This window comes from Streptomyces sp. NPDC050264, assembly GCF_040655895.1.
Lineage (GTDB): Bacteria > Actinomycetota > Actinomycetes > Streptomycetales > Streptomycetaceae > Streptomyces.
This window is the reverse complement of record NZ_JBFAKV010000054.1, coordinates 1-22,655: the sequence shown is the minus strand read 5'-3', so window position 1 is coordinate 22,655 and position 22,655 is coordinate 1. Positions and strand designations below refer to the sequence as shown.

Annotated in this window: 25 protein-coding genes and 2 tRNA genes; 16 read left to right on the top strand and 11 right to left on the bottom strand. The window is 70.2% G+C overall.

What is annotated here, in order from left to right; all coding sequences use genetic code 11:
- Positions 1–239, bottom strand: a 239-nt coding sequence (locus AB0J02_RS42835) for a hypothetical protein (RefSeq protein ID WP_363199338.1), incomplete at its 3' end; no start/stop codon positions are given.
- A gap of 1,768 nt (positions 240–2,007) precedes the next feature.
- Between AB0J02_RS42835 and AB0J02_RS42830 the strand changes: the two genes are divergently transcribed.
- Positions 2,008–2,475, top strand: coding sequence for a nuclease-related domain-containing protein (locus tag AB0J02_RS42830; RefSeq protein WP_363199337.1), 468 nt, complete (start codon positions 2,008–2,010; stop codon positions 2,473–2,475).
- A 19-nt stretch (positions 2,476–2,494) separates the two neighbouring features.
- Here the strand turns inward: AB0J02_RS42830 and AB0J02_RS42825 are convergent, their stop codons facing one another.
- Complete coding sequence (locus AB0J02_RS42825) at positions 2,495–3,733, bottom strand: helix-turn-helix transcriptional regulator (protein WP_363199336.1); 1,239 nt, start codon at positions 3,731–3,733, stop codon at positions 2,495–2,497.
- Positions 3,730–4,050: an antibiotic biosynthesis monooxygenase gene (locus AB0J02_RS42820; protein ID WP_363199335.1), complete on the bottom strand. Its 321-nt coding sequence runs from the start codon at positions 4,048–4,050 to the stop codon at positions 3,730–3,732. The genes AB0J02_RS42825 and AB0J02_RS42820 overlap by 4 nt, the downstream gene beginning before the upstream one ends.
- A 158-nt stretch (positions 4,051–4,208) precedes the next feature.
- Here AB0J02_RS42820 and AB0J02_RS42815 point away from each other — a divergent pair, with 158 nt between their 5' ends.
- The 13 genes from AB0J02_RS42815 (at position 4,209) to AB0J02_RS42755 (ending at position 11,170) form a co-directional block, all read left to right on the top strand.
- Positions 4,209–4,541, top strand: a complete 333-nt coding sequence (locus AB0J02_RS42815) for a hypothetical protein (protein WP_363199334.1) — start codon at positions 4,209–4,211, stop codon at positions 4,539–4,541.
- A gap of 2 nt (positions 4,542–4,543) precedes the next feature.
- On the top strand, positions 4,544–5,884 hold the full coding sequence (locus AB0J02_RS42810) for an FtsK/SpoIIIE domain-containing protein (RefSeq protein ID WP_363199333.1): 1,341 nt from the start codon (positions 4,544–4,546) through the stop codon (positions 5,882–5,884).
- 85 nt (positions 5,885–5,969) lie between these two features.
- Complete coding sequence (locus AB0J02_RS42805) at positions 5,970–6,164, top strand: hypothetical protein (protein ID WP_363199332.1); 195 nt, start codon at positions 5,970–5,972, stop codon at positions 6,162–6,164.
- 5 nt (positions 6,165–6,169) lie between these two features.
- On the top strand, positions 6,170–6,337 hold the full coding sequence (locus tag AB0J02_RS42800; RefSeq protein ID WP_363199331.1) for a hypothetical protein: 168 nt from the start codon (positions 6,170–6,172) through the stop codon (positions 6,335–6,337).
- Positions 6,338–6,410: 73 nt separating this feature from the next.
- Positions 6,411–7,082, top strand: a complete 672-nt coding sequence (locus AB0J02_RS42795; RefSeq protein WP_363199330.1) for a DUF2637 domain-containing protein — start codon at positions 6,411–6,413, stop codon at positions 7,080–7,082.
- Positions 7,083–7,101: 19 nt separating this feature from the next.
- Positions 7,102–7,290 (top strand): mobile element transfer protein, encoded by a 189-nt coding sequence (locus AB0J02_RS42790; protein ID WP_363199329.1) that lies wholly within the window; start codon positions 7,102–7,104, stop codon positions 7,288–7,290.
- 8 nt (positions 7,291–7,298) lie between these two features.
- Positions 7,299–7,454 carry a hypothetical protein gene (locus AB0J02_RS42785; protein ID WP_363199328.1) on the top strand — a complete coding sequence of 52 codons (156 nt, stop codon included), beginning with the start codon at positions 7,299–7,301 and terminating at the stop codon, positions 7,452–7,454.
- A 27-nt stretch (positions 7,455–7,481) separates the two neighbouring features.
- Positions 7,482–7,808, top strand: coding sequence for a SpdD-like protein (locus AB0J02_RS42780; RefSeq protein WP_363199327.1), 327 nt, complete (start codon positions 7,482–7,484; stop codon positions 7,806–7,808).
- Positions 7,809–7,901: 93 nt separating this feature from the next.
- Positions 7,902–8,093: a hypothetical protein gene (locus tag AB0J02_RS42775; RefSeq protein ID WP_363199326.1), complete on the top strand. Its 192-nt coding sequence runs from the start codon at positions 7,902–7,904 to the stop codon at positions 8,091–8,093.
- Positions 8,094–8,098: 5 nt separating this feature from the next.
- The gene (locus tag AB0J02_RS42770; RefSeq protein WP_363199340.1) at positions 8,099–8,344 is read left to right on the top strand and encodes a hypothetical protein; all 246 of its coding nucleotides are present in this window, start codon (positions 8,099–8,101) and stop codon (positions 8,342–8,344) included.
- On the top strand, positions 8,341–9,744 hold the full coding sequence (gene repSA / locus AB0J02_RS42765; protein WP_363199325.1) for a replication initiator protein RepSA: 1,404 nt from the start codon (positions 8,341–8,343) through the stop codon (positions 9,742–9,744). The genes AB0J02_RS42770 and repSA overlap by 4 nt, the downstream gene beginning before the upstream one ends.
- Entirely contained in the window at positions 9,741–9,947 is a 207-nt protein-coding gene (locus tag AB0J02_RS42760) for a helix-turn-helix domain-containing protein (protein WP_363199324.1), read from the top strand. Before repSA ends, AB0J02_RS42760 begins: the two co-directional genes overlap by 4 nt.
- Positions 9,944–11,170 (top strand): site-specific integrase, encoded by a 1,227-nt coding sequence (locus tag AB0J02_RS42755; RefSeq protein WP_363199323.1) that lies wholly within the window; start codon positions 9,944–9,946, stop codon positions 11,168–11,170. The genes AB0J02_RS42760 and AB0J02_RS42755 overlap by 4 nt, the downstream gene beginning before the upstream one ends.
- Before the next feature lie 77 nt (positions 11,171–11,247).
- On the opposite strand, the gene AB0J02_RS42750 is transcribed toward AB0J02_RS42755, so the two are convergent.
- Positions 11,248–11,320: transfer RNA gene (locus AB0J02_RS42750), tRNA-Arg, on the bottom strand.
- A gap of 191 nt (positions 11,321–11,511) precedes the next feature.
- Positions 11,512–11,602 (bottom strand) — tRNA-Ser (locus tag AB0J02_RS42745).
- A gap of 159 nt (positions 11,603–11,761) precedes the next feature.
- Here AB0J02_RS42745 and AB0J02_RS42740 point away from each other — a divergent pair.
- Complete coding sequence (locus AB0J02_RS42740) at positions 11,762–12,259, top strand: SSI family serine proteinase inhibitor (RefSeq protein ID WP_363199322.1); 498 nt, start codon at positions 11,762–11,764, stop codon at positions 12,257–12,259.
- A 194-nt stretch (positions 12,260–12,453) separates the two neighbouring features.
- Positions 12,454–16,422, top strand: coding sequence for a PAS domain-containing protein (locus tag AB0J02_RS42735; RefSeq protein ID WP_363199321.1), 3,969 nt, complete (start codon positions 12,454–12,456; stop codon positions 16,420–16,422).
- A gap of 72 nt (positions 16,423–16,494) precedes the next feature.
- On the opposite strand, the gene AB0J02_RS42730 is transcribed toward AB0J02_RS42735, so the two are convergent.
- The 6 genes from AB0J02_RS42730 to AB0J02_RS42705 all read right to left on the bottom strand — a co-directional run.
- Positions 16,495–18,153 carry a long-chain fatty acid--CoA ligase gene (locus AB0J02_RS42730; RefSeq protein WP_363199320.1) on the bottom strand — a complete coding sequence of 553 codons (1,659 nt, stop codon included), beginning with the start codon at positions 18,151–18,153 and terminating at the stop codon, positions 16,495–16,497.
- Positions 18,154–18,275: 122 nt separating this feature from the next.
- Positions 18,276–18,875: a SigE family RNA polymerase sigma factor gene (locus AB0J02_RS42725; RefSeq protein WP_363199319.1), complete on the bottom strand. Its 600-nt coding sequence runs from the start codon at positions 18,873–18,875 to the stop codon at positions 18,276–18,278.
- Between the two features lie 217 nt (positions 18,876–19,092).
- Positions 19,093–19,905 (bottom strand): DUF1906 domain-containing protein, encoded by an 813-nt coding sequence (locus tag AB0J02_RS42720; RefSeq protein WP_363199318.1) that lies wholly within the window; start codon positions 19,903–19,905, stop codon positions 19,093–19,095.
- Between the two features lie 67 nt (positions 19,906–19,972).
- Entirely contained in the window at positions 19,973–21,139 is a 1,167-nt protein-coding gene (locus tag AB0J02_RS42715; RefSeq protein WP_363199317.1) for a lipid-transfer protein, read from the bottom strand.
- Positions 21,136–21,549 (bottom strand): MaoC family dehydratase, encoded by a 414-nt coding sequence (locus AB0J02_RS42710; protein ID WP_363199339.1) that lies wholly within the window; start codon positions 21,547–21,549, stop codon positions 21,136–21,138. Before AB0J02_RS42710 ends, AB0J02_RS42715 begins: the two co-directional genes overlap by 4 nt.
- A gap of 17 nt (positions 21,550–21,566) precedes the next feature.
- A partial coding sequence (locus tag AB0J02_RS42705) for an acyl-CoA dehydrogenase family protein (protein WP_363199316.1) occupies positions 21,567–22,655 on the bottom strand: 1,089 nt, incomplete at its 5' end.

Below are 22,655 nucleotides of genomic sequence, written 5' to 3'. Positions count from 1 at the left end.
ATCTCAGCGAGCATCCGGTTCAGCTTCACGCTCGGAGCCGCCATCTCGGCAAGCACCGCGTTCGCCCTACTCCGAGCCATGGCAACTTCACCCACGAATCGCTTGCGGCTGACGGGGGCTCGATCCGAACTCTGGTTGGCCCCGGTCAAGCGTGCCAACGCTTCGCTGTACGGGATGCACTCACAGCGGGAAAGCTGACGGGCCTTCTTCTTGAGGGAGTTGTTGCCCTTCTTGGGCATAGCTCTTCCAAATCTCAGCAAGCCCCACGTACTCGCCGGACTTAGGCTGATGCCTGGGCGAGATTCCGAGCGTGGGCCCTGAGGGCCTTGACCGTCGATGCTGCTTGCGACGTGGGCGCAGGCTGCTGCGGATCGGCGTACACGACTTGCCGTGAAAAAGAGAATACAGGAACACGTCAAGTCGGCGTCAACTACCAATCTTGAAAAGCGTCGTGGCGCGAGTCACCGTGGGTTCAAATCCCACACCCACCGCGCAGGTTGAAGGCCCCTGACCAGGAAAAACGGTCGGGGGCCTCGTCGTGCTCGCTGCCCGTTGGTGACCGTGGTTCCCCGTGAGTTCCCGGTCTGTCGGGCACGGATGGGGCACGGCCTACGCGGGAGGGGCGCCCTGGTCGTTTGGATTCCCTTGGCTGGCAGGTGGAGGTTCGACGGGTGGCGGTGACCGTCGTAGTAGGGCCGGGATGTTCAAGAAGGTCAACTTGATGAGATCCACAAAACGCTGCTCGCCCAACCTGTCATCGTGGCGAAGCTGGAACGCACCAACCGTCCCAACTCCTAGAAGCGAGCCGACGATAACGATGGGGACAGTCCACGGAGGGGCCAGACGACCGGCGCTGATCGCGGCGGCCGTACTCACCACGATGGCAACAAGGTAGAACGATCCGCTGAGCCAGGGGCCGCTAGGTTGGGCTCTCGCTTGCTGTGACACTTCATGGTGGGCGCGCAGGACATCCTCAACGCGCGCACCGCTTATCTGGCGGACTCTTCCGCGTCTGTCGATCCTGAAGTTGCAGTTCTCGGCACCGCAGACGCCACGTCGATTCCGCTCAAGAGCTGGGCCTCTGGGATGGCGAGAGGCTGCCTTCTCATGCCCGTGGCAAAAGCGGGGTGGCTCGTCGTTATTTGGGCGTCGCCATGGCATAGACCCATGGTGCCCAGTCCTTCGATCTAGCGGACTGGTGTTGCAGATATTGCCTGGGAAGCCGTCTCTTGACCGTAATGGACGTCCGGCGCCGTGGGCTCATCGCCGCCTGCTAACTCATGGTGGTGCCAGACGGGATGATTGTGAACATCGCGCTCCCGCACATACCTACCTCCTCCACCCACCACTCTCCCCAGCTCCCATCCCGTCCGCCGTCGACCCACACGTCTGTGGAGCGGGCGTGGTTCATGGCGTCCAGGTGGAGCGCGCCACTGTACGAACGACCTGGACGCCATGGGCCGCGTCTGCTCGGCTCTGCCTGGGGCGATGGTGGACGGGATGGGAGCCCACCGCGCTCACCACGATGTGCCCGCGGCCGGGAACGGCGCCCCCTCCCACCCGGTGCCGGCCGATCCCCCGCCGGAGGCATCGTCCTTGACCGGTGGCCGCGTAGGTCGGGTGCTCGACTCATGACCTCCGGGCCTATCCACAGTGGGCGGGCGTCGGCGCAGCGGGGCGGAGCGGGCCGAAGGCAGGAGCGGCGCCCCAGCGGAGCCGGGAAGCCCGCCCGGCGGAGCGGAGCGCAGCCGGGTGCTTGATGAGGTAGAGAAACTCGTAACAGCTCTTGGCCGGTATCGGGCTTGGGACTGATGAGGTCTCCGTGGTCGTCTGGGTGAAGGCTCGCGACTTGGGGGTGGAATGGCTTCTGTGCAAGGGGACTTGGCGCGGAACCGTCCTGGTGACGCGGTGCGGAGGAAGATCCGGGAGCTGCAACCGAATGCCCTGAGGCGGTGGCTCGGTCGCTGGTTCCGTGGCTCAGAGATCTGGTCCTGGGCGAACGGACTGGTGGGTGAGCAAGTGACCGGTCGCAAATTGGACAGGCTGAAGCGTCACGGCTGGTTCATTTTGCATGCCGTGCAGTGGGCCAGCGGCGCCGATATCGATCACCTCATCATCGGACCTGCCGGGGTCTTCACCATCAACAGCAAGCGTCACAAAAGGAAAACTGTCTGGTACGGGGATCGTGCGATCACGGTTAACGGATCCTCGACCCAGCACATTGGCATCAGTCAGGCGGAGGCACGTCGCGTCGCGCGGGTGTTGTCCCAAGCCTGTAGATTCCCTGTCCCCGTCCGACCGGCGATCTCAGTCGTGCACGCGGCCAAAGTCACCGTCAAGGGCGCCGCTCCGCCAGTGCTGGTGCTGCCCGCGGAAGACCTGGGCAGGGTGCTGACTGGCCTGTCACCGGTTCTCCCACCAGGCCAGGCCGCGCGGATCTACGAAGTTGCTCGTGATCCTCGGACCTGGGCCTGACCGAGTTTGTCGCGCTGGATCATCCCAAGGCGTCCGTGCGTTCCGCGAGTGCTCGTAGGTCGTCGGAGACCGCGCGTCCGGCTACGAGGATCAGTTCCCTGATCACGTCGCGAGACGCGATGTGCGTGCGGATCATCTCCGGGGCCAGCTCCTCCGCCGCGAGCAGGTAGCTCAAAGCATCGCCGAAGTGGCGGCGCTGGGCGTGGGCCCGCCCGAGATCCATCAGGAGTCGTGCCCGACGCTCCACGGACAGGCTGCTCGCATCCAGGTTCTCCCCGATGTCGAGAGCTTCCCCGGCGTCGCCTAGGTCGACGGCTGTGGATACGGCCTGGATCTCGACATTCGTGGGCCCGAACTCCAAGTTGAAGTCGTTCCGGTCTTCTCCGAGCCGGGCGGCAACCTCCCGAGCCTTGATGATCTGCGTGCGCGCAGTCGTACGCTCGCCGGCCCGCGCGTGGATGAGCGCGAGCATCAGATGGAGCGATCCCAGCACGGAGAGGTGTTGGGGCGTCGGCTCGTGGTCCGTCACGTACCGCTGAAGTGCGTTGACCGCCATGGTCGTTGCGTGCTCGGCCTGATCGAGGTGCTTGAGCCGTACGAACGCGTGAGCCAGGCGGTAGATGCCGGCGAAGACTCCGAGCGGTTCGCCGGACAGCTCTGCTTCTCGGATGGCGCGATCGGCGGCCACCCAGGCTGCATCTGCCTCGTTCTGCCGAACGAAGGCGGCGGCGAGCGCTTGATAGGTGCGGGCATTCAGACCGTGCAGTTCGGCTCGGAACTCTTGGGGCGCGACCCTGGTCGCTCGCTCAAGCCGTGGCAGCAGCGGGCCGAGGGCGGCGCTCAGTTCTGCGAACTGGTCTGTGTGTGTCAGGTCCCAGATGCGTTCGGCCGCCGCTCGGAGGTCGTCCATGGTGGCGGGGCGGAAGTCCGCTCGGGGAGTGAGCAGGACGTCCACTGCGGGGTGTCCGGAGAGGATCAAGCGCGCTTGATCGAGATCGTTGGTCTCGGTCTGCGTGGTCGGCTCCGGTTCGGCAGCTGCCGGGGCATCAGGCTGGAGGACCTGGAGCGGCACGCCCAAGCCGTCTGCGAGCAGGCGCAGTACGTCCAGACGGTTGACCGGCTGAATGCCCCGCTCCACCTGGGAGAGCCAGCTGGACGTCCGACCGATCTCGGCGGCCAGCTCGCTCTGGGTCAGGCCGCGCTGCTTTCGCAGGTCAGCTACTTGCGCACCGAAAGCGCGCCGCTCCTCGGAACTCACTGCGGGACTGCCACCTTCCCAGCGATCGCGTCGAGGAACGTCACCTCGGTACCGGCAAGGTACTGCCCGCGTTCGGCGAGAAAGTACTTGGTGTGCGGCTGCGTCTCGTGGGCGTCGAACGCGGCACGGTCTGCGTACAGCTCGTAGAACACACGTACCAGCGGCTCACCTTCGGGCGTGTGAGTCACGTAGGTGAGCGTGCCTGGTTCGTTGGCCTTGATCCCCTCAAGCGTGCGTGCGCACAACTCGTCGAAGGCTGAAGCAGCCTCCTCGTCGTGCAGCGTGAAGCGGACCACCAGGCCGAATCCCTCGGTCATGAGTGCACTCCTCTCAGTCGCAGTCAGTCTCTCAGGACTTCAGCATTCCTGCGAGTAGCAGATTCTCTTGACTCGCAGAAAAACTGTGAGTACGTTCGTAGTGAAGCTGCTACTCGACGTGTTCGGGTAGCCAACTGCTCTGCACAGGAGGCAAGTTCATGCCGTCGTTTAAGATTGATGTGTCGACCGCCGTCGTGTTCGTGGCGACTCCGCCGGTTCCGAAGCTGGTGAACAAGCAGACGGGGGAGCGGGCCGTGGACCGGGACACCGGCGCCGGTCTGTCGACCGTGGGCCTGGTCATCTCGGACGAGGGAGAGGGGAACCTCTACCAGGTGACGGTCCCGGAGACGGGGCTGCCGGAGAACCTGACGCCGGGTATGCCGGTGTCGGTGGTCGGCCTCAAGGCGCGGGACTGGGAGAACGAGTTCAACGGCCAGAAGCGGCACGGGATCTCGTTCCGCGCGGTCGCCCTCACGTCGCCGGTGGCCTGATCATGGCTGACCTGACCATGTGGGTTGAAGCCTCGGGCGCCTTAGCCGGTGCCGGCGGTGTCGGCTACATGAAGGTGCGGGCTCCGCGGGCGTACTGGGCGACGGTGGGCCTGCCGGTCACCTGGGTCCGGTTCACCACGTCGTACCGGACCACGATGGACGTCTGCGGCCTGACCGTGCGTCCGTCCGGGCTCCGGGCGTTCATGGCCCGCAACGTCGCCCGCCGTGAGGTGCAGCCGGTCGCCCCGAAGATCCGCCGGGTGCGCGGTACCTCGACCGGGCTTCGGGTCACGCTCCGTCTGCCCGCCGGCCTGGAGCCCGCCGACATCGCCGCCGCCTCGGAACGCCTCCGGCACGCCTGGGGTGTCCACGCGGTGAACGTGATCGCGACCAAGCCGGGCTATGTCGAACTGCGGATGACCGGCTACGACGTGCTGCGTCGGGTGCGGATGCCGCGCAAGGTACAGCCGCATGACCTGGTGGTGCCGGTCGCCCTGCGCGATGACGGGACCGCGTTCGAGCGGGACTACCGCAAGGTCCCGCAGGCCCTGACCCTCGGCGCGACGCTGACGGGCAAGTCCATGTATCAGCGGAACCTGATCAAGGGGCTGGCTCAACTGCCGGTCGCCCTGGTCGGGATCGACTGCAAGCGCGGCGTCGAACAGTCCCGCTACGCCGCCCGCCTCTCGGCGCTCGCGACCAATCCGGATGATGCCGCGTCCCTGGTCGATGTGCTGGTGGCGGAGATGGAGGACCGGTTCGACCTGTTGGCCAAGCACGGTGCGTCCGATCTGTGGTCGCTGCCTGAGCGTCTGCGGCCGGCGCCCATCGTGGTCCTGGTCGATGAGATCGCGGAACTGTTCCTGATCGCCTCCCGGGCTGATGAGGCCCGTCGCGAGCGGCTTGTCACCGGCCTGATCCGGCTGGCCCAGCTGTCCCGCTCGGTCGGTATTTACCTGGAGATCTGTGGTCAGCGGTTCGGCTCCGAGCTGGGCAAGGGCGCCACCATGCTCCGTGCCCAGCTCACCGGACGGGTGGTGCACCGGGTCAACGACAAGCAGACCGCCGAAATGGGGTTGAGCGATGTGGCCCCCGAAGCAGTACCGGCCGCCTCGCTGATCCCGGCGGATCGCCCCGGTCTCGCCGTTGCTGCGGACTCGTCCGGTGGCTGGTCCCGCATCCGCACCCCCGAGATCTCGGAGACCGAAACGGTCGCCGTCTGCCGCCAGTTCGCGCACCTGATCCCGGACCTGCCGGCCCTGGAACCCTTCCGCCCGGCCGCTCCGCTCGATCCGACGCTGATCATCCCGCCCATGCCGAAACAGGCCCCGGCGATTCCCTGACCCACCCTGCTCCACCGGTTGGCGTGACCGTCTCGCGCCAGGTCCCTACCCCGCTCATGCCTGATTCGAGAGGAGAACGACGCTCATGTGCCACTCCTGCGCCGACCTCGCCGTCACGTCCGCGCTCATCTCCGATCTGAGCGCCTACGCCGACACCCCGGACGCCGACGCGGAGTTCGTGGACGTGACCGCGTACGGGCTGGCTATCGCGGTGTTCGTCGCGTATGAGGCCCCGCTGTACCCGCCGCCCGGTCACGGCTACCCCCGTCAGAACGGCTGACCGCCATGGCCGCGAAGAAGACGCCGCTGGCTCCTGCCGCCGCCTGCCGGACATGCAAGGGCTCCGGTGAGGTCTCCGTCCCGGTCCGCGTCGGCCGCAAGCACCGTGTCGCCGGACAGCAGACCGGGATGTGCCTGACCTGCCTGGGCTCCGGCGAAGCGCCCACCGAATGAACCGCCGGGGTCGGGCGGCCGGACCTCGATCCCCGCCCCGCCCCTGGCTTAACGCCCAAAGGAGGTGACCGACATGAACCGCTCGATCCGCCCGGACGCCGTCCTCATCCAAGCCGCGATCGCGGGCGCCCTGTCCTTCGCCCACCTGCACGACCTCGCCTCAGCCGCTGGCCAGTCCGGATGGAAGGCATGGGCCTACCCGATCTCGGTGGACCTGCTCATGGTCGCGGCTTGGCGACGGCTGCGCACGAACCGCCGTGACCGCGCGGCCTGGGCCTGGTTCCTGATCGCCCTGTTCGCCTCGCTCGGCGCGAACATCGCCACCGCCGGACTCCTGGACCTCGCCAACGTTCCGGCCTGGCTGCGCATCGTCGTCTCCGGATGGCCCGCGCTCGCCTTCCTCGGCGGCACTCTCTTGGCCCACTCACCCACCCCGTCCACCCCGCCCCCTGCACCGGCATCGGCTGCCGTGCCCGCGGACGAGCCGACGGTGCCGGAAGTCGAGGTGAGCCGGGAGGAAGAACCTGCCTCCGAGGTAGCGGAGTTGGCCCCGGCCGCACCCGAACCGCTCCCCGCACCCGCGACCCCGGCTGTTCCGCCAGCGCTGCTCGATCACGCCCGGAAGATCGCGGACACCCACCAGGCATCCACCGGTGCTCCGATCGCCCCGGACACCTTGCGGGCTCGCCTCGGGCTGCCCGCCCCGATGGCCGACGCCATCGCCGCCCACTTGCAACTCACCTGACCAGAACGGAGACACCGCCATGACCGCATACCGCCGCTTCCGCGACGTCCGTCAGTTCGGCCCGGTCCAGGTCGCGAGCTTCTTCGACGGACGCGGACGCGACCGCCACACCGCCGCCTGCACCGCCCCGCGCTGCGACTTCTCCCGCGAGTACGACAACCGCTCGGCCGCTGAACTCGCCGCCCGCACCCACCGCTGCTCGGCCTAGGAGACCTCGTGGACGTCCCGCTCTGGCTCGCCCTGATCGTCGTCGGCTACCTCGGCATCAAGCTCGTCCGCCCGCCGATCTGGCTCGTGATCCTGCTGCTCCTCGGCGGCTACCTCATCGCCGGAAGCTTCCTCGGCCCGGCCGTCGGCTCCCTCATCAACTAACCGATTCAGAAGGGAGGTTCACGCCTCATGTTCACCCCGAAGATCCCGGTCAACGACCAGCCCACCGGGCAGATCATCCCGTTGACCACGAACACGACCGCGGTGGACGGTCACCCGCACGCCCCGACCGACTGCCACTGCCAGCACCAGGCGCCGGCGCCGTCGTCCCGGCCCGCGGTGCAGCTCACCCCCGGCGCCCTCGCGCTTCTCGTCGGTGGCGGCACCGCTGCCGTCCTCGTCGTCGGCGCCGTACTGGTCTCGATGCTCCTCGCGGTCGCCATCACCGCCGGGTCCCTCGCGATCGTCGCGCTGGTCGTTCGCTCGCTCCTCAACAGCGAGGCCAAGCACCGCTAAGCGGCTCCCGGAGCGGCCTCTGTCGCCAAACTTCGTCCGCTCCGGGCGCCTTCCCACTTCCAGATCCAACGGACCCGAAAGGGAAGCCCCATCATGACCCAGCCCACCCCTGCCCGCGCACGCATCTGCCCCGACTGCGACGGCTTCCCCGCCGTCAAGGTCACCCTCGGCGGACGCGACCGGCACGGCCACCTGAACACCATCACCGCCCACTGCCCCGCCTGCCACGGCACCGGCACCCGCGCCACCCGCCCGGCCCCCGCCCTCGTCAGCGTGGGGCGGTGACCGGCATGGGACTCCTGAACTGGAACTCCGGCAGCCACTACGACCACTCCGGGAACTGCGCCTGCACCCAGTGCGGCAAGCCCACCCCGTTGCGCGCCCACTCCGGCGAGCCCGTCCACAAGGTGTGCGCCGAGGACTGGAACGACAACAACCCCAGCGCCCCCCGCCACGAACACGAGGGCCGCGACCTGGGGACCAGCCGCTACCACTCCGACCCGCCCCGCAAGAGCCGCAAGGACCGGAGCCGATGACCAACCCCGCCACCGCGGCGGGCCTGGACCCGGCCACCCTCGCCGACGTGCTGAGGGTCGCCGGGTCCCCGGGCTTCGACCGAATCCAAGACCAGATCCGCCGTACCGGCGGCTGCACCGACCCGATCCACCTCCAGGGCTCGACCGTCACCCGCGACCGCAGCACCGGCCAGGTCCTCTACAGCTACTCCACCGACACCGAGCCCGGCGGCCGACTCCGCGTCGCCTGCGGCAACCGCCGTGCCTCCCGCTGCCCCTCCTGCGCCTGGACCTACGCCGGGGACACCTACCACCTGATCCGCGCAGGCCTCGTCGGCGACCCCGCCAAAGGCACCCCGCCCACCGTGCGCGAACACCCCCGCGTCTTCGCCACCCTCACCGCCCCCAGCTTCGGCCCGGTCCACAACCGGCCCGGCACCCGTGCCTGCCGCTGCGGCACCCACCACCCCGAGCACGCCGACGAGTTGGGCACCCCGCTCGACCCCGACACCTACGACTACGCGGGCTCCGTGCTGTGGAACAACCACGCCTCCGACCTGTGGCGCTACTTCACGATCTACCTCCGCCGCGAGATCGCCGCCCGCGCCGGACTCACCCAGAAGGCAGCCAAGGAACAGTCCCGGCTCTCCTTCGGCAAGGTCGCCGAGTACCAGAAGCGCGGCGCCATCCACTTCCACGCCGTCATCCGCTTCGACGGCCCCGAAGGACCCGACACCCCGCCCCCGCACTGGGCCACCCTCCAACTGCTCACCGACGCGATCCACGCGGCAGCTGCTCGCGTCCGCGTCGACCTCGACGCCTCCGGCGACCAGCCCGCCCGCGTCTTCGGATGGGGAGACCGGCTCGACGTCCAGCCGATCAAAGCCTTCGGGGACGGCTCCGAGATCACCGAACAGGCCGTGGCGTCCTACGTGGCCAAGTACGCCACCAAGGCCGCCGAGACCACTGGCACCGTGGACCGCCGCATCGGCAATAAAGAGGCCCTGGTCCTCCTGGACGTGCCCGAGCACCCCCGGCGCCTGATCGAAGCGTGCCTGGACCTGCACTCCGCCTACCCGGATCGCAAGCTCCGCGACTGGGCCCACATGCTCGGCTTCCGCGGCCACTTCTCCACCAAATCCCGCCGCTACTCCACCACCCTCGGCGCGCTGCGCCAGGTCCGCGCCGACTACCGCGCCGCCCAACACCGCGCCGCCCTCGGCCTGCCCGACCCCGATGACGTCTCGGAGGAGACCACGCTGACGCTCGCCCACTGGACCTATGCCGGCCACGGCCACACCCCCGGTGAGTCCTGGCTCGCCGCCAACATCCGCCGCGACATCACACAGAACCGCGAACTCGCCCGCGAAGCCCTGCAAGACGCACAAGACGCATGGCCCTTGGAAGGAGCCGACGCATGACCACGGCAGTGATCCAACGGAAGTGGCACACCACGGCGGAGGTCGCCGAGATGCTCGGCTACGGCCTCTCCAAGACCAAGATGCTGGTGCTCACCGGCGAGATCCGCTCCATCAAGGACGGCCGTAGCCGGCGCATCCTCCCCCGCTACGTGGACGAGTACATCGAGCGTCTCGCCCTCCAGGCCGAGGGAGAGGTGGCATGAGCGGCAAGCGCGGCAACGGTGAGGGCTCCATCTACCCGTACAAGAACGGCTATGCCGCCTACGTCTGGGTGACCAAGCCGGATGGCAAGCGGGCCCGGAAGTACGCGTACGGAAAGACCCGGGATGAGGTCCACGAGAAGTGGCTCAACCTCCATGCGGAGGCGAAGAAGGGGCCCGTCGCCACGCGGCACCGCACGGTGTCCGTCTTCCTCGCGTACTGGCTCGACTCGATCGTGAAGCCGAACCTCGCCCCGCTGTCGTACGTCTCGTACGAGGGCTGCGTGCGGCTCTACATCGCCCCCTACCTCGGGGCGAAGCGGCTGGACCGGCTGACCGTTCGCGATGTGCGGGAGTGGCTGACCAAGCTGGCGACCGTCTGCCAGTGCTGCGCCCAAGAGAAGGATGCGAAGCGTGCACCGGGCCGCCGGAAGTGCTGCGCGGTCGGGGACTGCTGCGAGGCGTACCCGTCCCGCCGGGTCATCCAGGCTTCCCGCGATGCCCTACGGGCCGCCCTGACCCACGCGGTCACCGAGGAAGAGATCAGCAAGAACGTGGCCTCCCTGGTGAAGGTGCCCAAGCCGCGTCGTCGTCGGATCAAGCCATGGTCCGTCGCGGAAGCTGGTGAGTTCCTTGCCGACGCTGCGGCCCGGGATGACCACCTGTTCGCCGCGTGGATGCTGGTGCTCTGCCTGGGGCTCCGTCGGGGTGAGGTCCTGGGCTTGACGTGGAAGTCCGTCGACTTCGAGCGGGGCGAGCTGTACGTGGACCACCAGATCCAGCGCGCCGGCCGCGAGATCCTGCACCGCGAGACCAAGACGGAGGACTCGGACGACTTCCTGCCTCTGCCGGCGCTCTGCCTGAAGGCACTGCGGATGCGTCGCGCTCAGCAGTCCGGGGACCGCAAAGCGATCGGTGATGCCTGGCAGGACGATCGCGGCCTGATCTTCACGACGAAGTACGGGACGCCGATCGAGCCGGGGAACCTCACCCGGATGTTCGCCCTGCGGGCCCGGCGCGCCGGCCTCCGTGTGATCCCACTGCGGAACACGCGGCACACGTGCAGCTCGCTCTTGGTCGCCCTCAAGGTGCACCCGAAGGTGGCTCAGCGCATCCTTCGGCACTCGCAGATCGCCATGACGATGGAGGTCTACGCGGAGGCGAGTGAGGAAGAGGTGCGGTCGGCGCTCGATCAGCTGTCCGGCGCGATGGACGGTACCGGCTGACACGGTTGCTGTATTTCGCTGCTGTACGGCGCAACGCAAGAGGCCCCCGGATCATCTCCGGGGGCCTCTTACCTGTGTGCACTCGGCAGGATTCGAACCTGCAACCTTCTGATCCGTAGTCAGATGCTCTATCCGTTAAGCTACGAGTGCCTGTCTTTTGTTTTCTGTCTCCGTTCCCCGGCCTTTCGGCCCGTTCCCGGCGACAGGAAGAACATTACATGACTGCCGCCGCCATGTGAAATCCGTTAGCCGCACCCGTTGTGACCTGCGAAAACGGGCCTGCGGCCGGGGCGGAACGCCGAAGCCCCGGTCCGTGTGGACCGGGGCTTCGGATCTTGCGGCGGAGGCGGAGGGATTTGAACCCTCGATGGGATTTAAGTCCCAAACCGCATTAGCAGTGCGGCGCCATAGACCGGACTAGGCGACGCCTCCAGCACAACCGTTCGCGCGAACGCGATCCGGTGCGTGCAGATGATGACACAGCTGAACGCCGTGTCACCAATCGCCCCCCACGGTACTAGGCGGGCAGGCCGGAGGGCAAAGCCCTTCTCGGGGCGCAACGTCGTGGCGGGCACGCGCGTTAGGCACGGCATGTTGCTGCGACGCGTCCCGACCCGCCCCTCCACCCGCCTCTCGACCCGGCTGCTGCTCACCGCCGCCGCTTCGGTCACCGCCCTCGCGGCCGTGCCCGCCGCCGCGCACGCCGACACCGGCCCGTTCCGGATGCCGCCGCCCGCGTTCGGCTCCCCGGACACTTCCGGCGGCGACCACCTCCTCGTCTCCGTCGCCGGTTCGGGCACCGGCAGCGACGGCACGCACGAGCTGGAGTGCGGGCCCGACGGCGGCACCCACGCCGACCCCGGCGCGGCCTGCGGCCGGCTCGAGGAGCTCGCGGGCAGCGACCAGGGCCCGTTCGCCCCGGTGCCGAAGGGAGCGTTCTGCACGATGCAGTACGGCGGGGACGCCACCGCGCACATCACGGGCATCTGGCACGGCCGGGCCGTCGACGCCTCGTACAAGCTGACCGACGGCTGCGAGATCTCGCGGTGGAAGCGAATGGTCCCCGTGCTGCCTGCGACGGCCCCGTAACCCTGGGTCCAACGCTCACGTCGCCGCGACCCGGTGTGCACCGGGTCCGCACATCCTCTACGTGGGCTCCCTCTCATCCGGCGCCGCGAGCGCAACCACTGCCCGTAGACTCCCTCCCGTGACACGCTGCGGGCCGCGAGGCAAGATGGCCCGCACGGTCGGCAAGTCGCGGTAATCAGGGAGGAAGCGTCGTCGTGAGCAGCAGGCCATCCCGAGGCGCTGCTCGCCTCGCAGCCATACTCGATGCGCTCCCTGATGCGTTGGTGCTGGTCAACACCAACGGGACGGTCGTCAACGCCAACTCCATCGCCCTCGAGGCCTTCGAGGCTCCGGGCACCGCCCTGGTGGGGCGCGGACTGCTCGATCTGCTGCCGGAGTTCGACTCCCGGCTGATCCCCGGATCGATGCGCAGCCCCGACACCGTGACCGACGAGCGCGGGCGCACCAAGCCGACCCGGATGATCGCCCGGCGGACCGACGGCAGCGAGTTCCCCGTCGAGGTGACCAGCGCGAACGTCGCCGACGGCGCCCGGGACGCGATGGACTCGTACGGCACGGGCGGCGCTTCCTACAGCGGTTCCGAGCTGCTGATGCTCGTAGTCCGCGATCTGTCCGGGACCCTCGACACCGAGGCCGAACTGGCCCGTTCGCAGCGGCAGACCGAGATGATCCTGCGGGCCGCCGCCGAGGGGGTCGTCGGCACCGACACGGACGGCCGGATCGTTCTCGTCAATCCCGCCGCCGCGCAGATCCTCGGATTCCGCGCCAGCGATCTCGGCGGGCAGGAGATGCACCCGCTCGTTCTGCACTCGCGGCCCGACGGCGAGCCGTTCCCCTACGAGGAATCGCCGCTCGCCGACACCCTGCGCTCCGGGCGCAAGCACCGGGTGCGCGGGCAGGTCCTGTGGAACAAGAAGGGCGAAAAGGTGCCCGTCGACATGACGACGGCACCGGTGCGCGACGGCGATCAACTGGTCGGCGCCGTCATGACCTTCACCGACCGGCGCCCCTACGACAAGCTCGTCACCGAGCACGCCGAGGAGATCGCCCGGCGCGACGAGGCCGCGGAGCAGGAGCGCGAGGAGCGCGCCGCCGAGCTGGCGCGGGTGCGCGAGGAACTGAACGCCGAACATGCCGCCACCCGCGAAGAGCTGAGCGCCGAACTCGCCGCCACGCGCGAGGAGCACGCCGAGGAGCTGTCCGCCGAGCGGGAGCGCGGGGCCGCCTTCGCCGAGCGGGAGAAGGACCGGTTCGAGGAGCTGTCCGCACGCCACACCCAGCTGCTCGCCGTCCTCGGCCAGTCGCTGCGCGGGCCGCTCGACGAACTGCGGCGCGAACTGGGGCAGCTGGCCGCGGACGACGCCGGACAGCTGTGGCCCGAGGCGAACCAGGTCCTGCACCACCTGTCCGCCGGCTACGCGCGGATCACGACCCTCGTCGACAACGTCCTCGCCTACCAGCTCCTCGACGCGGGCGGCGAACAGCTGATCCGTACGCCGGTGATGCTGGACGCCGTCGTCGCCGCCGGTGTCGACGGGGCCGTGGAGCTGATCGGGCCCGGGCGCGTCCAGTTCGCCGTGCACGCGCCGCCGATCGAGGCCGAGGTGGACGCGGGCCGGCTCGCCACCGCGCTCGCCCATCTGATCGCCGATGTGGCCGGGATCGACGCCACCGGGAACGCGCGGGTACCGGCCGGCGCCGGATACGTCGACTCGACCGTCGTCGTGGCCGCCGCCCAGCGCGGCGACAGCGTCCGCATCGAGGTACGCGGCCCGTACGCGGGCGGTGACCCGGTGCACGGACCGATCGTCCAGGGCATCGTGCGGGCCCACGGTGGCGTGCTGCAGACGCACGAGATGCCCGGCATGGGCGGCAGCGCGTACGTGCTCGAAGTGCCGATCGGAAGCGCTGCCGGGGTCGTCGCGGTCCCCGTCGAGCCGTTCGCCGAGCCGGTCCCCCACCTTCCCGAGCAGGCCACCGCGGCCACCGGCGGCGGGCGACGCCGGGCCCGGCGCGACTCCGGGCCCTCGGTCGACTCCTTCCTGGACAGCGAGCCGCCGAGCAGCGAAGCATCCGGCGGTACGGGCCGACGGCGCGGCCGGCGCGCCGCCGACGAGGCGGCTGCGGCCGCCGCGAACAGCGACACGCAGTCGGAGGAGCTGCCGGAAACGACAGCGAGTGCCGGCGCCGGCGGCGAGGGCCCCGGTGGCGGTACCGGACGGCGCCGGGCACGGTCCGCGAAGGGCGGTGCGGCGGCCGAGGGCTCCGTACTGACCGCGGCCGAACACGCGGCGGGCTCCCCGGCCTTGGGTCAGGCGGTGCCGCCGCAGGGCGTGCCCGCACCCACCGGACGACGGGCCCGGCGCACGGGTGACTCGGAGCAGGCGGCGTTGCCCGCGTTGCCTTCGGGTTCCGCGCCTTCGGGTTCCGCCCAGCAGGCCGAGGCGGGCCACGGCGAGCTGGAACTGGCGGGTGCCGGAACCGGTTCCGGGCAGCCTTCGGGCCGTCGGGCCCGGCGCGCGCTCGGTGCCGCACAGACACCCGCGGCCGCGGAGGAAGCTGCGGCGCCGCGCGAGGTGTTCGCGCTGCCGCCCGCCCAGGCCGACCGCGCCCCCGAACCGCCGGCCGCCCCCGACCACGTAGAGCAGGACGCACCCGGCGACGACGCGGCGCGGGCCGGCTCCGCGCAGCCCCTGCCGCTGCCGGACGAGACCCAGCGGCACGACGCCGCCACGGAGCACCCCGCGGAGGACCACACGCCGCCGCAGCCGCATCCGGCGGAGAGCGCGCCCCCGCGCGGCACGCCGGATCCGGACGCCGTGCCGCAGGAGGACGCGCCGAGGCCGCGCGCCGCTCAACCGCTGCCCGCCGAGGCACCGCAGCAGCCGACCGGGGACACGAACTCGACGCAGGGCCGCGCCTTCAGCGTGCGCACCCTCGGACAGGGTGTCCCGTTCGGGCGGCAGGCCGCCGATCAGCAGCAGCGGCCGCAGGGGCCCGCACCGGCGCAGACACCGGCGCGTCCCGGGGCCACGCCGCCCCAGGGTGTGCCGCAGGAGGGGCAGACCCAGAGCAACGGTTCGGGCCGGCGGCGCAAGCTGTCCACCCGGCAGGAGCCGTCCGACGCCGCCGACACGCAGACCCCGGCCCAGCAGACCCCGGCGCAGGGCACGGCGCAGCAGACTCCGCCGCGCGGGACTCCCACACGCGGGACTCCGGCGCGGGAGGCGACGCCGGCTCCGGCGCGTGGAGCGTCGGCCCGGCCGCATCCTCAGCCCCAGCAGTCTCTGCTGTCGCCGAACTCTTCGGAGGGTCTCGGTCGTTCCTACGCGATCGGCGCCCCCGACCAGGACGCCGACGAGGGGCCCGAGCCGCTGGACGGGCCCGGCGGGGCGGTCGAGATCGCCAACAGGCCGCAGCCGCAGCCCATGGACGACGAGCTGCCCCCCGAGCCGCTCGACAACCCGCGTCGGCTCCTCGTGTGGCCCGCGCCGGACGTGACGACGCAGCAGGCACTGAGCGACCGCGGCTACCGTCCGGTGACCGTGCACTCGCGCGAGGAGGTCGACGCGCAGATCGCGGCGTTCCCGGCCGCGCTGTTCGTGGACCCGCTGACCGGGCCGATCACCCGGACCGCGCTGCAGTCGCTGCGGCAGGCCGCCGTCGCGGCCGAGGTTCCGGTGCTGGTGACCGCGGGCCTCGGACAGGCGACGCGCGAGGCCGCGTACGGGGCCGACCCCGCCGTGCTGTTGAAGGCGCTGGCGCCCCGCGACAGCGAGCAGCACCCGCCGCGGGTCCTGCTCATCGAGGAGCACGAGGAGATCGCGCTCGCGCTGACCGCGACGCTGGAGCGGCGCGGGATGCAGGTCGCGCGGGCCGCGAGCGACGCGGACGCGGTGACGCTGGCGGCGCAGATGCGGCCGAACCTGGTGGTCATGGATCTGCTCCAGGTCCGTCGTCGGCGCGCGGGCATCATCGACTGGCTGCGGGCGAACGGGCAGCTGAACCGGACGCCGCTGGTCGTCTACACGGCCGCGGTCGAGCCCGCCGACCTGCCGCGGCTCGCGGCGGGGGAGACGGTGCTGTTCCTGGCGGAGCGCTCGACGAGTACCGAGGTGCAGAGCCGGATCGTGGATCTGCTGGCGAAGATCGGCACCAACTGACACACAAGGGCGGCCCGTTGAGGGCCGCCCTTGTTTCACGTGAAACGCCGCTCCCGGAGCTTGAGTTCCGGGTCAGAGCTGGGTGACGTCCAGGTCACCGTCCGCGTACTGCTTGCGCAGCACCTTCTTGTCGAACTTGCCGACGCTGGTCTTCGGGACGGCGGGGATCACCGTCCAGCGCTCCGGCAGCTGCCACTTGGCGACCTTCTCGGCGAGGAACGCGCGCAGCGTCTCGAAGTCGGCGCTCGCCCCCTCCTTCAGTACGACCGTGGCGAGCGGGCGTTCGCCCCACTTGGCGTCGGGGACGGCCACGACGGCCGCCTCGGCGACCTCGGGGTGCGCCATCAGCGCGTTCTCCAGGTCGACGCTGGAGATCCATTCCCCGCCGGACTTGATGACGTCCTTGGCGCGGTCGGTGAGGGTGAGGTAGCCGTCGGGGCTGATCGTGCCGACGTCGCCCGTCTTCAGCCAGCCGTCCTCGCTGAACTTGTCGGCGGGGCGCAGCGGTTCGCCGTCCGAGCCGCCGCCTCCGTAGTACGCGCCCGCGATCCAGTTCCCGCGGACCTCCAGCTCGCCCGCGGACTCCCCGTCCCAGGGCAGGTGCTCGCCGCCGGGGCCGCTCAGCCGCGCCTCGACCCCCGCCGGGAAACGGCCCTGCGTGAGCCGGTACGCGAACTCCTCGTCGCTGCCCGGCTCGACACCGGCCGGCGGCCGCGAGACCGTGCCGAGCGGCGACGTCTCGGTCATGCCCCAGGCGTGACAGACGCGCATGCCCAGGTCGTCGAAGGCCTTCATGAGCGAGGGCGGGCAGGCCGAGCCGCCGATGGTGACCTGGGTGAGCGTGGAGACGTCGCGCGGCGTGGCGGTGAGTTCGGCGAGCAGGCCCTGCCAGATGGTGGGGACGGCGGCGGCGTGCGTGGGACGCTCGGACTCGATCATCTCGGCGAGCGGCGCGGGCTGCAGGAAACGGTCCGGCATCAGCATGTTCACGCCGGTCATGAACGTGGCGTGCGGCAGCCCCCAGGCGTTCACATGGAACTGCGGGACGACGACGAGCGAGGTGTCGGAGTCGGTCAGCCCCATGGACTGGGTCATGTTCACCTGCATGGAGTGCAGGTAGATCGAACGGTGCGAGTAGACAACGCCCTTCGGGTCCCCCGTGGTGCCGGAGGTGTAGCACATGGCCGCGGCGCGGCGTTCGTCCAGCTCAGGCCAGTCGTACGCGGTCGGCTTCCCGGCAATGAGGTCCTCGTACTCGTGGACCTGCGGGCGAACGCCTTCGAGGACCGAACGGTCACCGGGCCCGGAGACCACGAGGTGTTCGACCGTCGTCAGGCCGGGCAGCAGGGGCGCGAGCAGCGGGAGCAGCGAACCGTTGACGACGATCACGCGATCGGCCGCGTGGTGCACGATCCACGTGAGCTGCTCGGCCGGCAGGCGGAGATTCAGCGTGTGCAGCACGGCGCCCATGGCGGGGACGGCGAAGTAGGCCTCGACGTGCTCGGCGTTGTTCCACATGAGGGTGGCGACACGGTCGTCGTCCCGAACGCCCAGGTCGTCCCGGAGCGCGTGCGCGAGCTGGGCCACCCGGTCTCCCACCTCGGCGAACGTACGGCGGTGCGGCTCGCTCTCGCCCGTCCATGTGGTGATCCGCGAGGTGCCGTGGACACGCACCCCGTGGTGGAGGAGGCGGGTCACAGTCAGCGGTACGTCCTGCATCGTGCTCAGCACGGCGTCCTCCCGGTGGGCGCTACGGAGCAGTAGGGTTCCGGCCGATTCTCACCGCATACCACTCGGTATGTCACTAGTCCCGGGAATGATCGATCACCGCGCGGCCCGACGGGACGCCCCGCTCAGTTGCGTGCGGGGACCAGTTCGGGGTCCTCACGGAGCTTGCCGAGCGCCCGCGACACCGCGCTTTTCACAGTGCCGATGGAGACGCCGAGCACCTCGGCCGTCTGGGCCTCGCTCAGATCCTCGTAGTACCGCAGCACGACCATCGCCCGCTGCCGGGCGGGCAGCTTCGTGATGGCGCGCCACATCGCGTCGTGCAGCGCCTGCTGCTCGGCCGGATCCCCGACCGCCGGCGCCATCGGCTCCGGCAGTTCGTCGCAGACGAACTCGTCGACCTTGCGCTTGCGCCACTGCGAGGTCCGCGTGTTCAACAGGGCCCTGCGCACATAGCCGTCCAACGCCCGGTGGTCCTCGATCCGGTCCCACGCGACGTACGTCTTCGCGAGGGCCGTCTGCAGAAGATCCTCCGCATCGCACGGGTTCGCGGTCAGCGACCGGGCGGTGCGCAGCAGCACGGGCTGGCGCGCCCGCACGTATGAAGCGAACGACGGGTACGCCGAATGCGTCGGGTGCGCCGGGTGCGCCGGGTGCGTCCCCGCGGGGGTACGCGACGCCGGCTTCGATGCGTTGGTGCAGACAGGCGCCAGGGTTGCGGTCATGGCTCCACGCTACGAGCGCCCCCTACTCCCGCGGATCGGCCGGAGGTCCCGAAGCGGCGTCCGCCTCAGGTTGTACATGGGGTGCTGGCCCCACCTCCTGAAGGTGGAGGAACGGGTGCGGATCCCTGAGGGTCCGGCCCTGAGTCCAGCCCTCGGGAGTGGCCCTGGGGCGGGCCCGGGACGCGCCGGGCCGGGACCGGGCGGGGGCCGACCCCGTTCAGCCGATGCGCGCCACCGGGGCGTGCATCAGGTTCCGGTCGACCACCAGGGTGCGGCCGCCGTGCCGCTCCTTCACGTTCCCCGCGTACTGATGGATCCTGCGCTGCGGGCGCCAGGCATCCCGTGCGAGCACGGGCTCCCGGTACAGATGGGGCTTGGTGTGCCAGCGCGCGAACCACATCACCGACGGCAGATCCCGCACCCCCGCCCGCCGCGCCGCCTCCATGTGCCGCACCCCCGAGTCGGCGCTGCTGTAGAAACCGGGGACATAACCGTGTCGCCGCACCTCTCTGTTCCACGCCCGCACGAACGACAACGTCGTGCTCGCGCACGCCCGCTTCCGATACGCGTAGGCCTCCATGTCGAGATAGAGAGGGCTGCTCCGCTGCATGCCGAGCGCCCCGGCCCGGCGCACCGCGTCCCGCGCCTCCCGCACCCCCTGTCCCCACGGGTGGCGCCCGATGCGCACACCCTTCTTCTTCCGGGCCCCGACGCACGGAGCCTGCGAGCCCACGTACACCGGCAGCACCCGCCACCCCATGTCGGTCACCGTCCGCGCCCAGGCCCGGCTCAGCGCGGGCTGGTGCTTGCAGGCCCGGCCCCGGCCCCCGTAGTAGACGCCCACCGCGCGGTACCGGGAGGCCCTCCAGCGCCACATGGTGTCCAGGGACGGCGTCCTGCAGACGTCGAACGCCCAGCCGTGGAAGGTACGCACCCCAGCGCCCCGGGGCACTGAGCCCGCCGGACCGCCCTCGGCAGCCGCCGGCAGGGCACCGAGCCCCAGCACGAGCACCACAAATCCAATGATCATCTTTTGGCGGTACATGGACCGAGTGAAGGGCCCACTCCCGTGCGCGGGCCGCGGACACGCTCCCGGTTCAGCCGTCCGCCCCCAGAATCAGACCCGATGTGGGGACCCCGGTGCCCGCGGTGACCAGAGCCGTGGCCGCGCCGGATATCTGGTTCACCGCTGTTCCCCGCAGCTGCCGCACCCCCTCCGCTATCCCGTTCATCCCGTGCAGATACGCCTCGCCCAGCTGTCCGCCGTGCGTGTTGAGCGGCAACCGCTCCTCGGCGACGAAGTCGGCCGCCTCACCGGGAACGCAGAACCCGAACTCCTCCAACTGCATCAGCACGAACGGCGTGAAGTGGTCGTAGAGGATCCCGACATCTATGTCGCCGGGCACCATCCCGGCCGTCCGCCACAACTGTCGTGCCACCACGCTCATCTCGGGGAGCCCTGTCAGACCGTCCCGGTAGAAGCTGGTCATCTGTTCCTGCGCACGGCCCGCGCCCTGCGCCGCGGCGGCGATCACGGCGGGCGGGTGCGGCAGATCGCGGGCCCGCTCGACACTGGTGACGACGATCGCCTGTCCGCCGTCCGTCTCCTGACAGCAGTCGAGCAGCCGCAGGGGTTCGACGATCCAGCGTGATGCCGCGTGGTCGGCGAGAGTGATGGGCTTGCCGTGGAAGTACGCGGCCGGATTCGTCGCCGCGTACTTGCGGTCCACCACCGCGACGTGCCCGAACGCCTCGGGCGTCAGCCCGTACGCGTGCAGATAACGCTGCGCCGCCATCGCCACCCACGACGCCGGCGTGAGCAGCCCGAACGGCAGGTTCCAGGCGAGCGCCGCGCCCTCCGCAGAGGGTTCCCGGTGCTGCACCCCGGAGCCGAACCGCCTGCCCGACCGCTCGTTGAACGCCCGGTAGCAGACGACGACTTCGGCCACCCCGCTCGCCACCGCGAGCGCCGCCTGCTGCACGGTCCCGCAGGCCGCGCCGCCTCCGTAGTGCACCCGGGAGAAGAAGGAGAGCTCCCCCATCCCCGCGGCCTGCGCCACGGTGATCTCCGGGTTGGTGTCCATGGTGAACGTGACCAGGCCGTCGACATCGGCAGGGGACAGGCCCGCGTCGGCGAGCGCCGCGTGCACCGCCTCCACCGCGAGCTTCAACTCGCTGCGCCCCGAGTCCTTGGAGAACTCGGTGGCCCCGATACCGACGACCGCCGCCTTGCCGCCGAGCCGGTCCCTGGTGCGCACACTCATGACGGGCTCCCCTCGGCCCGCGGCACGGTGACGGTCACGGTGCCGGTGACATGGCTGCCGAGGCCGTTCTTCCCGACGACCTGCACCTGGGCCGTCTCGCTGTCCCCCTCATCCGCGACCTCGACGACCGTGCCCGTCAACACCATCGTGTCGCCCGGGTAGTTGGGAACGCCCAGGCGTATCGCGACCTTTCTCAGTGTTGCCCTCGGCCCGAAGTGGTCGGTGATGTAGCGGCCCACCAGCCCGTTCGTCGTGAGGATGTTCATGAAGATGTCGGGGGAGCCCTTTTGCCGGGCCAACTCCGCGTCATGGTGCACGTCCTGGTAGTCGCGGGAGGCTATCGCCCCGGCGACGATCAGGGTCCGGGTGACCGGGATCTCCAGCGGCGGCAGCGCCGCGCCCGCCTTCAGCAGTACCTCGCCCCCGCTCATACGGATTCCCCTTCATCGACTGCGGCTTCTTCTTCAGCTGCGACTGCGACTGCGACTGCGACTGCGACATCCTCGGCTCGGGCTTCGGCTCCGGCTCGGGCTTCGGCTTCGGCTTCGGCTTCGGCTTCGGCTTCGGCTTCGGCTTCGGCTTCAACGGTGAAGTCCGCATCGGCCCCTGAGGCGATCAACTCACCCAGTTCCTCCAGCACTTCGCCGCCCCCGCCGAGATATCCGTCCAATTGCCGCCCCCACAGGAAGTGCCGGTGCACCGGATGGTCCAGATCGGCGCCCATCCCGCCATGCAGATGCTGCCCCGTATGCACGACGCGCCTGCCGCCCTCGGACGCCCACCAGGCCGCGGTCAGCGCGTGGCTCCGGTACGCGAGCCCTTCGTCCCGCCGCCAGGCCGCCTCGTACGCGGTCACCCGTATGGCCTCGACATCCATATGGGCCTCCGACGCCCGGAGTTGGACGCCCTGCTTGGCAGCGAGGGGCCGGCCGAACTGCTCCCGCTGATTCGTGTACTCCACCGCTCTGGCCAGGGAACCCGCGCACACCCCTGCCTGCAGTCCGGCGAACGCGGTCCGCGCCGTCGCCCGCACGTCCTCGTACGCCTCCGGGCCTCCGACCCGCTCCGCCACCGCTCTGTCGAGCACGAGTCGCCCGGCCGACCAGGGCGCGGTGAGCTCGACCGGCTCGCAGCGTGCGTCGGACGTCCGCACCATCCACAGGCTGTGGGCAACCTCCTCGGGTCCGCCCCGCACGGCCACCAGCACGTACGTCGATTCCCGCAGCCAGGGCACCCACGGCACCGCCCCGGTCAAGCGCGACCGCCCCGAGCTGTCGGGCTCGCTCACCACGATCCCACCGCGCCCAGGAAAGGCCCCGGTCGCCACGGCCGAACCGTCCCGCAGGCCGGGCAGCAGCCGCTCCCGCTGCTCGGCGTCGCCGTGCGCGCCCACCGCGAGCAGCCCGTACACACAGCTCACCGCGAACGGGACCTGCGCCGTCGTCCTGCCCTGCTCCTCCAGCATCAGCACGAGTCCGAGCAGCCCGGTCTCCTCCACGGCGCCGGCCAGTCCGGC